Source organism: Noviherbaspirillum sp. UKPF54 (genome assembly GCF_007874125.1).
In the GTDB taxonomy this organism is placed as follows: domain Bacteria; phylum Pseudomonadota; class Gammaproteobacteria; order Burkholderiales; family Burkholderiaceae_D; genus Noviherbaspirillum.
Map to the genome: position 1 here is coordinate 246,832 of NZ_CP040128.1, position 13,737 is coordinate 260,568.

The window sequence follows — 13,737 nt, forward strand, 5'->3', positions numbered from 1 at the left end:
TTTCAGCGACCCATGCCCCTCTCCCGCCCGCAGGAGAGGGGCATTTTTTTACGCCAGCTGCGCTGCGTACATTTCAAGGTGATGATCAGTGCTGCCGAACTGCAGTTCGATGGCCATCAGGCGCTTGAAGTAGTGGCTCACATCCAGCTCGTCGGTCACGCCCATGCCGCCGTGCAGCTGCACCGCCTGCTGGCCGACGAAGCGGCAGGCCTGGCCGATCACGACTTTCGCAGCCGACAGCGAGCGACCGCGCAGTTCCGCATCGTCGTCGGCGCAGCGCACCGCGGCGAGGTAGCTCATCGAGCGCGCCTGCTCGATATGCAGCACCATGTCCGCCATGCGGTGCTGAAGCGCCTGGAACTTGCCGATCGGCTGGCCGAACTGCTTGCGGTTGCGCGCGTATTCGACGGTGGCGGCGAGCAGCTTGTCGAGCGCACCGACGGCTTCCGCGCAGACCGCGGCCAGGCCGAAGTCGAGCACCTGTTCCACTTGCGCTTGCACGTCGCCGCCATCGTTGCCTTTGCCGAGCAGCGCGGCTGCCGGCACGAATACCTGGTTGAGCCACAGCTCGCACGCCGGCACGCCATCGACGGTTTTGTATGCGACCTGGCGCAGGCCGGCTGCGTCGCGCGGCACGACAAATACCGCCAGCGGGCCGGATTCGCCCGCTTTGGCAAGGCGGGCCGTGACCAGCAGCACGTCGGCGGACGAGCCGTGCGCCACCACGGATTTGTGGCCGGTGATGACGTAGCCGCTGCCGACCGGCCAGGCGCGCGTCTCGATCGCCATGCGCTCATAGCGGGAAGATGCTTCGTCGTGCGCCAGTGCCGCGATCTTTTCTCCGGCCGCCAGCGCCGGCAGCAGCGCGGCACGTTGCGCGTCGTTGCCGAGCGAGGCAATCGTGCGCGTCGCCAGCACCGCGCTGGCGAGATACGGCTCCAGCAGCAATCCTTCGCCGATGGCGTTCATCGCCAGCATGGTTTCAACCGCGCTGCCGCCCAGACCGCCCTCGGCTTCCGGCACGTTAAGAGCCAGCAGCCCGAGGTCGGCCAGGCCTTGCCAGACTTCGCGGGAAAAGCCTTCCGGCGCTTTTTCCTTGATCTGGCGCCGCGCTTCAAAACCGTAATCCTTGGCGACGAAGCGGCGGGCGGTGTCGAGCAGCATCTGCTGTTCTTCGCTGAAAGTGAAGTCCATGGCGTTCTCCTACAAGCCCAGGATCATCTGGGAGATGATGTTCTTTTGAATTTCGTTGGAGCCGCCGTAGATCGACAGCTTGCGCATGTTCAGGTAGTTGGCGGCCAGCGGCGTGGCGTAGAACGGACCGACGGCATCGCCTTGATAGCCGGCGGCCATCGCTTCTCGCCGTAGCGGCAGACCGTAGGGGCCGGCGGCCTGCACCAGCAGTTCGGTGATCGCCTGCTGAATTTCGGTGCCCTTGATCTTCAGGATCGATGCTTCCGGCCCCGGCGCGCGGCGCTCGGCTTCGGCCGACAGCACGCGCAGGTTGGTGATTTCCAGCGCGGTCAGGTCGATCTCGACTTGTGCGATGCGCGACGCGAACAGCGGGTCGCGGATCAGCGGTTTGCCGTTCTTCGTTTCCAGCGACGCGATGCGTTTTAGCCTCGCCAGTTCGCGCTTGGCGATGCCGATGCCGGCGATGTTGGTGCGCTCGTGGCCGAGCAGGAATTTCGCATAGGTCCAGCCGGCGTTTTCCTCGCCGACCAGGTTTTCCATCGGCACCCGCACGTCTTCGAACCAGACTTCATTGACTTCATGTGCGCCGTCCATCGTGATGATCGGACGCACCGTGATGCCGGGCGTTTTCATGTCGATCAGGAGGAAGGAAATGCCGCGCTGGGCCTTGGCTTCCGGATCGGTGCGCACCAGGCAGAAGATCCAGTCTGCGTACTGGCCTTGCGTGGTCCAGGTTTTCTGGCCGTTCACGATGTAATGAGCGCCGTCTCTGACTGCGCGGGTTTTGACCGACGCGAGGTCGGAGCCGGAGCCCGGTTCGGAGTACCCCTGACACCACCATTCCTCGGCAGCCAGGATCTTGGGCAGGAAGCGTTCCTGCTGCGCGGGGGAGCCGTAGCGCATGATGACCGGGGCGACCATCTTCAGGCCGAACGGGATCATGCGCGGCGCGCCGGCTGCCGCGCATTCTTCTTCGAAAATGTATTGCTGCACGGCGCTCCAGCCGGTACCGCCGAATTCCATCGGCCAGGCGGCGCCGCCCCAGCCCCTGGCGTGCAGGACTTTCTGCCAGCGGGTGTAGTCGGTGCTGTCCAGGACCAGGCCGTTGATGACCTTGTGCTGGATATCGGGAGGCAGCGAGGTGGCGATGAAGTCGCGTACTTCCTGGCGGAAGGCGAGGTCTTCGGAGGTGAAGTTCAGGTTCATTTATTCCTCTTGCTTGTTCTTGGTGGCGGCTTCAGCGAAATCCGCGAATGCCTTCTGCGCGACTGTTTCCTGTCTTGTCCAGTGGATTCAGAACGCCGCGATCCCCGTCTGCTCGCGGCCCAGAATCAACGCGTGAATGTCGTGCGTGCCTTCATAGGTGTTGACCACTTCCAGGTTCACCAGATGGCGCGCCACGCCGAACTCGTCGGAAATGCCGTTCCCGCCCAGCATGTCACGCGCCAGGCGCGCCACGTCCAAGGCCTTGCCGCAGGAATTTCGCTTCATGATCGAGGTAATGGCGGGCGCGGCGGTGCCCTCGTCCTTCATGCGGCCCAGGCGCAGGCAGCCTTGCAGGCCGAGCGTGATTTCAGTCTGCATGTCGGCCAGCTTCTTCTGGATCAGTTGATTCGCCGCCAGCGGCTTGCCGAACTGTTTGCGATCCAGCACGTACTGGCGGGCACGATGCCAGCAATCCTCGGCCGCGCCCAGCGCGCCCCAGGCAATGCCGTAACGTGCCGAATTCAGGCAGGTGAACGGCCCCTTCAAGCCGCGCACCTCGGGGAAGGCGTTCTCTTCCGGGCAAAACACCTCGTCCATCACGATCTCGCCGGTGATCGAGGCGCGCAAGCCGACCTTGCCGTGGATCGCCGGGGCCGACAAGCCCTTCCATCCCTTTTCCAGCACGAAGCCGCGGATCTGTCCCTCGTCGTCTTTCGCCCACACCACGAACACGTCGGCGATCGGCGAATTGGAAATCCACATCTTGCTGCCGGTAAGCGAAAAGCCGCCCGGCACTTTCTTCGCGCGCGTGATCATGCTGCCCGGGTCGGAACCATGGTTCGGCTCGGTCAGGCCGAAGCAGCCGATCCATTCGCCAGTTGCCAGCCTGGGCAGGTATTTCTGTTTTGTCGCTTCATTGCCGAATTCAAAGATCGGCACCATCACCAGCGACGACTGCACGCTCATCATCGAGCGGTAGCCGGAATCGACGCGCTCGACTTCGCGCGCGATCAAGCCGTAGCTGACATAGTTCAGGCCGGGGCCGCCATACTGTTCCGGGATGGTGGGGCCGAGCAAGCCCAGTTCGCCCATTTCGCGGAAGATGGCGGGATCGGTTTTTTCGTGGCGGAAGGCTTCCAGCACGCGCGGGGCCAGCTTGTCCTGGCAGTAGGCGTTGGCCGCGTCGCGCACCATGCGCTCGTCGTTCGTCAGCTGCTGGTCCAGCAGCAGCGGGTCGTCCCAGTGGAATTGCACCTTGTTTTTCATTCCTGTCTCCGGTTTGCCTTGAGTTAGATTCGTTCGATGACCACGGCCAAGCCCTGGCCGACGCCGATGCACAGGCTGACCACCGCATAGCGGCCGTTGCGGCGGATCAGTTCGCGGCTGGCGGTCAGTGCCAGGCGTGCACCCGAGGCGCCGAGCGGATGGCCGAGGGCGATGGCGCCGCCGTTCGGGTTGACGCGGGAGTCGGTGAAGGAAATATCGAGCAGCTTGAGGCAGCCGAGCACCTGGCTGGCGAACGCCTCGTTGATCTCGATGATGTCCATGTCGGCCAGCGTGAGGCCGGCGCGCGCGAGCGCCTTGCGGATCGCGTAGACCGGGCCGATGCCCATGACGCGCGGCTCCACGCCGTCCACGGCCGCCGACAGGATGCGCACCATCGGCGCCTTGCCGGCTTTTTCGCCAATGGCGCGGGAGCCGACCAAGAGCGCTGCAGCGCCATCGTTGATGCCGGATGCGTTGCCGGCGGTGACCACGCCGCCTTCGAACAGCGGCTTGAGTTTCGCGAGGCTGGCGGTGGTGGTCTCGGGGCGCGGATGCTCGTCCTTGTCGACCGACACCGGCGGCGTCTTGCGGCCGGTCGGAACCGAGATCGGATGGATTTCGCCGTCAAAAAAGCCCGCCTGCAGCGCGGCGTCGTACTTCATCTGCGATGCCAGCGCGAACGTATCGGCATCGCTGCGCGTGATGCCGAATTCGCGCGCGACGTTGTCGCCGGTTTCCGGCATCGTGTCGGCCCCGTACTGTTCGGTGACCTTCGGGTTCGGGAAGCGGGCGCCGATGGTGGAATCGAACACCTTGAAGTCGCGCCCGAAGGCGGATTCGGATTTCGCCACTACGAACGGCGCGCGGCTCATGCTCTCGACGCCGCCGGCCAGATACAGCTCGCCTTCGCCGCAGGTGATCGCGCGCGCCGCATCCATCACGGCAGCCAGGCCGCTGGCGCACAGGCGGTTGACGGTCTGGCCCGGCACCGTCACCGGCAGGCCGGCTGCCAGCAGCGCGTTGCGCGCGACGTTGCGAGAATCCTCGCCGGCCTGGTTGGTGTCGCCCAGGATCACGTCCTCGATCTGATCGGGCCGCCACGGGTTGCGGGCAACCACTGCGCGCATGACTTCCGCGACCAGATCGTCGGGGCGTACCGGGGCGAGTGCGCCGGCGTGACGGCCGAACGGCGAACGCAGACCATCATAGATATAGGCGTCGAGCATGGATCAGATCTCCTTGTGATGTAGGGACAGGCCGAGCAGGGCGCGGCGCTGCAGCCAGGGGCTGGGGCGGTAGCGGGAATCGCCGGTTTGCTGTTCGAGATTTTTCAGGATGGTGAAGACGGTCCTGGCACCGAGCTGGTCGCCCCAGGCGAGCGGCCCCAGCGGATAGCCGAGCCCGAGCGTCACGGCGCGGTCGATGTCGAGCGGATCGGCGATGCCTTGCTGCGCGATTTCGCAGGCGATGTTCACGATGTGCGCCACCACGCGCTGCGTCACCAGGCCGGCGCTGTCGCGGATCATGCTGACAGGAACGCCTGTCGCGCCGAACAGCCCGCAGGCTTGCGCCAGGAATTCTTCCGTCGTGGCCGGCGTGGTCATCACGACGCGGCGGCGCGAGGTGTCGAGCAGGGTTTCGACGGCGACGGTGCGGCGCGCGTCGAGTTGTTCGCGCACGCAGCAGGTCGTAGCGTCTTCGCCCAGCGGCGTGACGATGCACAGCGCGGCGTCGCTCGGGCGCGCGCCGGACTCCATCGGCACGCCGGCCGCCGCGATCAGGCTGCCGAGGCGTTCCGCCAGTTCCGGCCGCTCCTGGCTGAGCCAGACGCTGGCCGGCTGGCTGGCCGCCTGCGCGGGCTCGGAAATCGCTTCCTTCCTGCCGTCGGCGCCGTAGCGGTAAAAGCCATGCCCGACCTTCTTGCCGAGGGCGCCGGCAACCAGCATCTGGCGCGTCTGCACCTGCGGCCGAAAGCGCGGCTCTTCGTAATACTGGTGGTAAATCGATTCCATCACCGGATGCGACACGTCCAGCCCGGTCAGGTCGAGCAGCTCGCACGGGCCGAGCCGGAAGCCGGCAGTGTCGCGCAGGATGTTGTCCAGCACCGGCACCGACGCCACGCCTTCGGCCAGGAGGCGCAAGCCTTCCGTGCCGTAGCCGCGCCCGGCATGGTTGACGATGAAGCCGGGCGTGTCCTTGGCGCGCACCGCCGTGTGGCCCCAGTGGTGGCCGAGCGCGAGCAGGTAATCGACGACGGCCGGATCGGTCAGGAAGCCGCCGATCGCCTCGACGATTTTCATCAGCGGCACCGGATTGAAAAAGTGAAAGCCGGCCACGCGCTCGGGATGCGCAAGGCCGGCGGCGATCGCGGTGACGGACAGCGACGAGGTATTGGTGGCGAGGATGGCGCCGGCGTCGACGATGCCCTCAAGGGTCTTGAACAGCGATTTCTTGGCATCGAGGTCTTCGACAATCGCTTCCACTACCACATGGCAACCCGACATATCCTGCAGTCCGCCGCAGGCGTGCAGGCGTTCGCCGGCGGCAGCGGCAGTGCCGGAATCGAGCTTGCCCTTGTCGACCAGCTTGCCGAAGGTCGCCAGCAAATCGGCGCGGGCGGCTTCGGCCGCGCCTTGCCGGCTGTCGCTCAGGCGTACTTGCGCGCCTGCCAGCGCCGCGATCTGCGCAATGCCGCGTCCCATGACGCCGCAGCCAACAAGTCCGACGATAACGTCATTTGACGACGGTTCGGGGCGATTTCGGTGCTGCATCAGGCGTCTCCTTGAGTTTGATTGGGAGTTCTGCGGTGCAGAATATAGCATTTAAAAATGGAACTGTATTTCTTCAGGCTTGATCTGTCAAGAAAAGCATTTCCCTAGTCTAAAGGAATAAAAATCGAAAAATTAGGCAGGTGAGGCTAATTTCTGGCAGCCAACATTTTTCATTTGTAGTTCTGCATTGCAGTACGCAATTCCGCAGAAAACGTTGCCTTTTCTTTTTGGATATGCCAGTATCGTGACCCTGGCCGCATGCAAAGCCATGCATTTCAAGCCGGCACAAAGACATAAACAGGAGGGGACATGACGCAAGCAGCGCATCCGGCTGCCTCGATGAGCCGCATTCACGACGCCTTTCAGGCTTGGATCACGGCGCATGGCGACAAGGTCGCGCTGGCCGATCCGCAGCGCAACCTGACCTACGGCGAATTGGGTGGGGTGGTCGACGCAGTGGCGCAGCGATTGCGCGACGCCGGCGTGCGCGCCGGCGACCGCGTGCTGCTGGTGGCCGAGAATTCGGTGGCGCTGGGTGTATGCATTCTTGCCGTCAGCCGCCTCGACGCCTGGTCGGCCACCGTCAACGCGCGCCTGTCCGAGCGCGAGATCGATAATTTCCTGTCCCATTCCGGCGCGCGCCGCGCCCTGTATTTCAGCGCCGTCTCGCCGCAGGCAGGCACGCATGGCCGCCAGCGCGGCGCCGAGGCGGTGGAATGGCCCGGCATCGGTGAATTGATGCTGGGCCCCTTGAACGAACAGGCGGTGCCGGAGCCGGTTGAAGCCGATGGCGCCAAACAGGTCGCCGCGATGGTCTACACGTCCGGCACCACCGGCGCGCCCAAGGCGGTGATGCTCACCCACGCCAACCTGCTGTTTGTCGCAGCCAACAGCTGCCGCATGCGCCGCATTACGCCGGATGATGTGATCTATGGCGTGCTGCCGCTGTCGCACGTCTACGGCTTGTCGTCGCTGCTCGCGGCGGCGCTGCTGGGCGGCGCCACCTTGCACCTGGTGGCGCGCTACCAGCCCGACGCGCTTGCCCATGCGCTGGCGTACGACGGCGTCAGCGTGATGCACGGCGCGCCGGCCATGTATGCCAAGATGCTCGAATGGAGCGAAAGCACCGGCACGCCGCTGCGCGCGCCTGCGCTGCGCGTGGCGCAATCGGGCGGCGCTCCGCTCACCATGCCGCTCAAACAGGCGTTCGAAAAGACCTTCGGGCTCACGCTGCACAACGGCTACGGCATGACCGAAGCGTCGCCCTCGATCTGCCAGACGCGGATGGACGCACCGCGCGCCGACTGTTCGGTCGGGCAGGTGATTCCCGGCGTCGATATCAGGTTGAACGGCGCCGAAGCCGGCACGGACGGCACTGGCGAACTGTGGGTGCGTGGCCCGAACGTCATGAAGGGGTATTACCGCGCACCGGAACTGACGGCGGAAACGATCACGCCGGACGGCTGGCTGTGCACCGGCGACCTGGCGCGCATCGACCCGGACGGCGCGGTATCCATCGTCGGTCGCAGCAAGGAACTGATCATCCGCTCCGGCTTCAACGTCTATCCGGTCGAGGTCGAGCAGGTGCTGAACGCCTTCCCCGGTGTCGTACAATCCGCAGTCGTCGGCCGCGAGGTGGAAGGCAACGAAGAAGTGGTCGCTTTCATCGAGCCGTCGCAGGAAGCGTCGATCGATCTGCTCGCGCTGCAGGCGTGGCTGCGGGCCAACCTTTCCCCCTACAAGATACCTTCGGAGATCGTCGTTCTCGACCACTTGCCGTCTGCAGCGACCGGCAAGGTGCTGAAGAGGGAGCTGCAACTACAAGCTGCACAGCGCCAAGCCGCTGGAAAAATCCAACCCTGAGGCGTTCGTCTCAAGACAAGAGGAAGACAAATGACATTCCAACTCACTACCGTTGCAAAATTTGGTGCATTGCTGGGCGCGGCGCTGATGGGCGCGTCCGCCGCCGCAGAAGAGTTCAAGGTCGGCGCCCACATGCCGCTGACTGGCACTCTGGCTCGCTCCGGGCAGGGCTTCAACGAAGGCATCCAGGCCGCGGTGGACATCTTCAACCGCACCAACGGCAAGCACAAGATCAAGATGGTCACCATCGACGACGAATCGGCGCCGGCCAAGGCGGTCGCGGCTGTGGAAAAGCTGGCCTCGGAGGGCGTGACGTCGGTCATCGGCGGCTACGGCTCCAACATCATCGGCCCGGCATCGGACGCATCCAACCGCCTCGGCCTGACTTATATCACTGCCGGCGGCGTGAACGATGAACTTTCCAGGCGCGGCTACAAGACCTTCTTCCGCATCAACAACACGCGCGGCTACGAGCTGGCCGTGAGCCAGCTGATGTCGGAAGTGAAGGCGCACTCGGTATCCGTCGTGTACTCCACCAAGGAAGCCACCAGCGACCTGGCAAAGGATATCCAGAAGGCGCTCGCCGCCAAGAACATCAAGGTCACGCTGCATCCGTTCGACCCGGCCATCACCGACTTCAAGCCGATCATCAACAAGATCAAGCTGCAGGACAAGCCGGACGTGCTCTTCATGAGCGGCTACGAGAATGATTACGTCGGCATCATCCGCGCTGCCAAGGTATTGAAGCCGGAAATCAAGTCGATCGTCGGCGTCTGGTCGCTCGCCACAGCGAAGATGGCCGCCGATTTCCCGGACCTGATGCCGAACGTGATCGGCACCGCGATGCTGCCGTTCCCGGTCGAGTACAAGACGCCGGAAGGCAAGCAGTTCGCCGAGACCTACAAGAAGATGTTCAACAAGGACGTCGACTACCTCGCCCAGTTCGGCTATGTGAAGGCCACGCTGCTGTTCGAGGCGCTCGCGCGCGCGGCCGACAACGGTTCGCTGAAGAAGGGCGGTCTGTCGGAGGAACTGCGCAAGACCAACCGCGACACGCTGATCGGCAAGGTGACGTTCGATGCCAACGGCGACAACCCGAACTTCCAGCAGCGCATGGGCCAGCACCAGAACGGCAAGATCGCGATCGTGTCGCCGTCGTATCAGGCGACCGCGCCGATCAAGTATCCGGGGCTGCCCTGGTAAGTCGGCATGCGCCCCTCTCCCGTGAACGGGGGAGGGACTATTCTCACAGCTTCGGCTTCATTCAGTCACCATGTCAGAACTCATTCTGCAATCCCTTTACTCGGGCATGCTGGTCGGCGGCGTCTATGCGCTGATCGCGCTCGGCTTGACGCTTGCCTTCGGCACCATGCGCATCATCAACTTGGCGCACGGCGAGCTGGTGTTGCTGGCCGCCTACATCGGCTATACCGTGGAAAGCCGCTTCGGCGTCAACCCGATGCTGGCGCTGCCGATCGCGCTGGCCGTCGTCTGCTGCTGCTCGGCGGTCGTGTATTTTCTCGTTTCCCGCATCAAGCGCAACCGCGAGCTCAATTCGCTGATGCTGACCTTTGCACTCGGCACCATCATCACCAACGGCGTGCTCCTGATCTGGAAAAGCGACATTCATTCGACGGCGAACGCCGGCATGCAGGATGCTGTCCAGTTCGGCAACCTGTTTTCCATGTTCAGCGAACTGCTGTTCTTCGTCGCGAGCCTGGCCGTGGCCGGCGTGCTCGGCTGGTGGCTGTCTCGCAGCTGGTATGGCCGTGCCGTACGCGCCGTGTCGTCCAATCGCGACGCGGCCAAGCTCATGGGCATCAACCCGTCCAAGGTGGAGCTGGTGTCGTTCCTGGTGGCCGGCGTGCTGGCATCCGTAGCCGGCATCGCGATCTTCTCGTCCGGCGTGATCTCGCCGCCGCTCGGCCATTCGCTGACGGTGAAGGCATTCATCATCACCGTGCTGGCCGGCGTCGGTTCGGTGCCGGGCGTGGTGCTGGCAGCATTTTTACTTGGAATTACCGAGGCGCTGACGGTCACGCTGGCCAGCTCCGCGTTGCAAGAACTGGCCGGCATGCTGCTGTTTTTGATCGTGCTGTTCATCCTGCCGAACGGCCTGTTTGGCGCCAAGAAGCGCCGGGGTTAATGCCATGAAAAAATTCATCTGGGTGGCGCTCGCCATTCTGTATCTCGTCGTGCCGGCTCTGCTGAAAGGAAACAGCTACATCCTCAGCATGACTGTCTCGTCCCTGATCGTCGCCGGCATCGCGGTGGCCTGGGCCTTGCTCGGCAACCTGGGCGGCATGGTCAGTTTCGGCCATGCGGCGTTCTTCGGCATCGGCGCTTACGCATCGGCGCTCTTGACGATGAAGGCGGGCATGCCGGTGCTGCTGGCGATTCCGGCAGGCGGCCTGTTTGCTACGCTGGCATCGCTGGCCATGCTGCCGGCGCTGCGCCTGTCGGGGCCGTATTTTGCGCTGGCGATCCTGGCGTATGCGCACATCTTCCGCATCCTCGCCACCGAACTGACCGACCTGACTGGCGGCTCCGGCGGCTTGTCCTCGATCCCGGGGCTGCCGTCGGTGGCGACGGTCGATTTTCTCGTTGGGCTGGGGCCGTACCTGTTGGCGCTGACCATCGTGCTGGCGTTCTGCCTGGTCTATGCCCGCGTGCGCAGGAGCGATTACGGCATCGCGCTGCGCGCCATGCATGAGAGCGAGGACGCCACGCGCGTGGTCGGCGTCAACAGCGTGCTGCTCAAGTCGTGGATGCTGCTGCTGTCGGCCTTCATGGCCGGCACCATCGGCGCCTTCAATGCGCACATCATCAACTTCCTCGAGCCCGATTACGCGTTCAGCCCGGCCTGGAGCGTGCTGCCCATCGTGGCGGCGATCTTCGGCGGCTACCGCAGCGTGCTCGGCCCGATGATCGGCGCGGTGGCGATCTACCTGGTGGATCAGCTGGTATTCAAGGCGGTGCTGTCATCCGGCCACCAGATCGTGCTCGGCGTCGTGCTGGCGGCGATGATCCTGCTGGCGCCGGACGGCTTGCTCTCGCTATTCAGGAAGCGCAATGCAGGAGGGCAGCATGCTTAAACTCGACGGCATCACGATCCAGTTCGGCGGCCTGACCGCACTGAAGGACATCAGCTTTTCGATGGGGACGGACCAGGTCGTCGGCCTGGTCGGGCCGAACGGCGCGGGCAAGACCACGCTGTTCAACGCGATCTCCGGCCTGGTGAAGCCGACCCATGGCTCGGTGGCCTTCGATGGGATCGAACTGGGCAGAAAGCCCCTGTACACCCGGGCGCGGGTCGGCATCGGCCGCACGTTCCAGATTCCGCAGCCGATGCACGAGCTGACGGTGCGCGAAAACCTGGTGGTCGCGCAGCGCTTCGGCAACGGCCGCGTCGATCATGCGCGTATCGACGAGATCTTGAAGTTCATGGATTTGCATGACCAGGCGGACAGCGATGCCGCGACCGGTCTCGCGCTGCAGCAGCTCAAGCGGCTGGAGGTGGCGAAGGCGCTTGCCACGGAGCCCAAGCTCCTGCTGCTCGACGAAGTGCTGGCCGGCCTGGAAACCAATGGCAAGCGCTACTTCACCGCCAAGCTGGAAGAGCTGCACGCAAAGTTCAAGATCGGCATCCTCATCATCGAACACGACATCGAAACCGTGTCCACGCTATGCCACCGCGTGGTCGTGCTGAATTTCGGCAAGGTCATCGCCGACGGCACGCCGGATGCCGTCTTCCGCGACCCGGAAGTCATCAAGAGTTATACAGGAGCGGGCCATGCTTGAGATCAGCAACCTGCGCGCCGGCTATGGCGCGATCAATGTACTGTGGGATGTCAGCCTGGATTTCGCCGAAGGCGAGCTGACCACGATCGTCGGCCCCAACGGCGCCGGCAAGTCGACGCTCTTGAAGGCGATCATGGGCCTGGTGCCGTCCTCGCAGGGGGACATTACGCTGCGCGGCGCCTCGCTGGCGCAGCAGCGCACCTGGGACATGTCGGAGCAGGGCGTGGTGCTGGTGCCCGAAGGCCGCATGGTGTTTCGTGACATGAGCGTCGAGGAAAACCTCACGATGGGCGCGTTCCCGAAAAGCAGGCGGGCCGCGGCGGCGCGCAATATCGAGCGCGCCTACGAACTGTTCCCGAAGCTCAAGGAGCGGCGCAAGCAGCTGGCCGGTTCGCTGTCGGGCGGCGAAGCGCAGATGGTGGCGATGGCGCGCGGCCTGATGGCGGAGCCGCGCCTGCTGCTGATCGACGAACCCTCGCTCGGCCTGGCGCCGGTCATCGTGCATGAAATCTTCCACATCCTCGGCAAGCTCAAGCAGCAGGGCGTGACCATCGTGCTGGTCGAGCAGAACACGCATATGGCGCTCAGCGTGGCCGACCGCGTCTACATGATGCGCAGCGGGCGCGTGGTGCTCGACAAGCCGGCATCCGAGATTGATGTCGCGAAACTGCACGACTTGTATTTTGCGCTGGAGGCGTAGTTTGTCGGATAATGCGGCGCACAGGCACATACAGAATGAAATGGCGAAAGAAATGAGCGTCGAGCAAGTACAGGGGGCGCAGAAATCGAATGCGAAGGAAGACCGGCATTTCGTGACGGCGCTCGCACGCGGCCTCGAGGTGTTGGCCTGCTTTCGCTCGGGCGACAAGCTGCTGGGCAACCAGGAACTGGCCGATCGCGCCAAGCTGCCGAAATCCACCGTCTCGCGCCTGACCTATACGCTGACCAAGCTAGGCTATCTGCAATATGACGACGAGGTCGGCAAGTACCGCCTCGGCACCGCCACGCTCGCGCTCGGCAGCGCCATGCTGTCCAAGCTCGACATCCGGCAGATCGCGCGTCCTTACATGCAGGAGCTGGCGGATTTCTCGCATGCGACGGTGTCGCTTGGCATGCGCGACCGGCTCAGCATGATCTATGTCGAGAACTGCCGCAGCCAGGCGGCGCTGACCCTGCGCCTGGACGTCGGCGCGCGCATCCCGATCGCGTTGACGGCGATGGGCCGCGCCTATCTGGCCGAGGCTTCCGCCACCGAGCGCGAAGACATCCTGGAGCGGGTGCGCGAACTCGACCACTGGAAGTTTCCGGATATCCGCGCCGGCGTGATGCGCTCGGTCGAGGAATACCAGACGCTGGGTTGCTGCACCTCGTTCGGCGACTGGCAGCCGGATGTGAACGCGATCGCGGTGGCGTTCAGGCCGACCAGCGGCGCATCGATCCTCAGCATTAACTGCGGCGGGCCGGCATTCAACCTGTCGCAGGATTTCCTGCTCAACGAAGTCAGGCCGCGCCTGCTGGAGTTGCGGGACCGGCTGCGCCGGGCATAAGCCCGTAAGCCGCGCCGTTCGGTCGCGGCGATCCACCCGTTCGCAAGCGAGCATTCCCGTCACGCGCATATTTGTCAAAATTGCAATAA

12 protein-coding genes are annotated in these 13,737 nt (G+C 64.2%); 7 read left to right on the plus strand and 5 right to left on the minus strand.

Going from position 1 to position 13,737, the window contains the following annotated elements; genetic code table 11:
• Positions 1-48 precede the first annotated feature (48 nt).
• From FAY22_RS01095 to FAY22_RS01115, 5 genes are all read right to left on the minus strand, one after another.
• Positions 49-1,194, minus strand: a complete 1,146-nt coding sequence (locus FAY22_RS01095) for an acyl-CoA dehydrogenase family protein (protein WP_146328524.1) — start codon at positions 1,192-1,194, stop codon at positions 49-51.
• Between the two features lie 9 nt (positions 1,195-1,203).
• Positions 1,204-2,400 carry an acyl-CoA dehydrogenase family protein gene (locus FAY22_RS01100; RefSeq protein ID WP_146328525.1) on the minus strand — a complete coding sequence of 399 codons (1,197 nt, stop codon included), beginning with the start codon at positions 2,398-2,400 and terminating at the stop codon, positions 1,204-1,206.
• 87 nt (positions 2,401-2,487) lie between these two features.
• Positions 2,488-3,666 (minus strand): acyl-CoA dehydrogenase, encoded by a 1,179-nt coding sequence (locus FAY22_RS01105; RefSeq protein WP_146328526.1) that lies wholly within the window; start codon positions 3,664-3,666, stop codon positions 2,488-2,490.
• A gap of 23 nt (positions 3,667-3,689) precedes the next feature.
• A complete protein-coding gene (locus FAY22_RS01110; protein ID WP_146328527.1) occupies positions 3,690-4,892 on the minus strand; it encodes a 3-oxoadipyl-CoA thiolase in 1,203 nt (400 codons plus the stop codon).
• Positions 4,893-4,895: 3 nt separating this feature from the next.
• Complete coding sequence (locus tag FAY22_RS01115; RefSeq protein ID WP_146328528.1) at positions 4,896-6,437, minus strand: 3-hydroxyacyl-CoA dehydrogenase; 1,542 nt, start codon at positions 6,435-6,437, stop codon at positions 4,896-4,898.
• A gap of 309 nt (positions 6,438-6,746) precedes the next feature.
• Here FAY22_RS01115 and FAY22_RS01120 point away from each other — a divergent pair, with 309 nt between their 5' ends.
• From FAY22_RS01120 to FAY22_RS01150, 7 genes are all read left to right on the plus strand, one after another.
• Complete coding sequence (locus FAY22_RS01120; protein WP_246860612.1) at positions 6,747-8,300, plus strand: class I adenylate-forming enzyme family protein; 1,554 nt, start codon at positions 6,747-6,749, stop codon at positions 8,298-8,300.
• Between the two features lie 30 nt (positions 8,301-8,330).
• On the plus strand, positions 8,331-9,503 hold the full coding sequence (locus FAY22_RS01125; protein ID WP_146328529.1) for an ABC transporter substrate-binding protein: 1,173 nt from the start codon (positions 8,331-8,333) through the stop codon (positions 9,501-9,503).
• 70 nt (positions 9,504-9,573) lie between these two features.
• Complete coding sequence (locus FAY22_RS01130; protein WP_146328530.1) at positions 9,574-10,446, plus strand: branched-chain amino acid ABC transporter permease; 873 nt, start codon at positions 9,574-9,576, stop codon at positions 10,444-10,446.
• A 4-nt stretch (positions 10,447-10,450) separates the two neighbouring features.
• On the plus strand, positions 10,451-11,395 hold the full coding sequence (locus FAY22_RS01135; protein ID WP_146328531.1) for a branched-chain amino acid ABC transporter permease: 945 nt from the start codon (positions 10,451-10,453) through the stop codon (positions 11,393-11,395).
• Complete coding sequence (locus FAY22_RS01140) at positions 11,388-12,101, plus strand: ABC transporter ATP-binding protein (protein ID WP_146328532.1); 714 nt, start codon at positions 11,388-11,390, stop codon at positions 12,099-12,101. The genes FAY22_RS01135 and FAY22_RS01140 overlap by 8 nt, the downstream gene beginning before the upstream one ends.
• Positions 12,094-12,801, plus strand: coding sequence for an ABC transporter ATP-binding protein (locus tag FAY22_RS01145; RefSeq protein ID WP_146328533.1), 708 nt, complete (start codon positions 12,094-12,096; stop codon positions 12,799-12,801). Before FAY22_RS01140 ends, FAY22_RS01145 begins: the two co-directional genes overlap by 8 nt.
• A 52-nt stretch (positions 12,802-12,853) precedes the next feature.
• Positions 12,854-13,648, plus strand: a complete 795-nt coding sequence (locus tag FAY22_RS01150) for an IclR family transcriptional regulator (RefSeq protein WP_146328534.1) — start codon at positions 12,854-12,856, stop codon at positions 13,646-13,648.
• The last annotated feature ends 89 nt before the right edge of the window (positions 13,649-13,737 follow it).

Excerpts from the sequence above, each read along its gene's own strand:
- FAY22_RS01140 (WP_146328532.1), top strand. The coding sequence starts at position 11,388 with ATGCTTAAACTCGACGGCATCACGATCCAGTTCGGCGGCCTGACCGCA.
- FAY22_RS01100 (WP_146328525.1), bottom strand. The coding sequence starts at position 2,400 with ATGAACCTGAACTTCACCTCCGAAGACCTCGCCTTCCGCCAGGAAGTA.
- FAY22_RS01125 (WP_146328529.1), top strand. The coding sequence starts at position 8,331 with ATGACATTCCAACTCACTACCGTTGCAAAATTTGGTGCATTGCTGGGC.
- FAY22_RS01115 (WP_146328528.1), bottom strand. The coding sequence starts at position 6,437 with ATGCAGCACCGAAATCGCCCCGAACCGTCGTCAAATGACGTTATCGTC.
- FAY22_RS01130 (WP_146328530.1), top strand. The coding sequence starts at position 9,574 with ATGTCAGAACTCATTCTGCAATCCCTTTACTCGGGCATGCTGGTCGGC.
- FAY22_RS01145 (WP_146328533.1), top strand. The coding sequence starts at position 12,094 with ATGCTTGAGATCAGCAACCTGCGCGCCGGCTATGGCGCGATCAATGTA.
- FAY22_RS01110 (WP_146328527.1), bottom strand. The coding sequence starts at position 4,892 with ATGCTCGACGCCTATATCTATGATGGTCTGCGTTCGCCGTTCGGCCGT.
- FAY22_RS01150 (WP_146328534.1), top strand. The coding sequence starts at position 12,854 with ATGAGCGTCGAGCAAGTACAGGGGGCGCAGAAATCGAATGCGAAGGAA.
- FAY22_RS01105 (WP_146328526.1), bottom strand. The coding sequence starts at position 3,666 with ATGAAAAACAAGGTGCAATTCCACTGGGACGACCCGCTGCTGCTGGAC.
- FAY22_RS01135 (WP_146328531.1), top strand. The coding sequence starts at position 10,451 with ATGAAAAAATTCATCTGGGTGGCGCTCGCCATTCTGTATCTCGTCGTG.
- FAY22_RS01120 (WP_246860612.1), top strand. The coding sequence starts at position 6,747 with ATGACGCAAGCAGCGCATCCGGCTGCCTCGATGAGCCGCATTCACGAC.
- FAY22_RS01095 (WP_146328524.1), bottom strand. The coding sequence starts at position 1,194 with ATGGACTTCACTTTCAGCGAAGAACAGCAGATGCTGCTCGACACCGCC.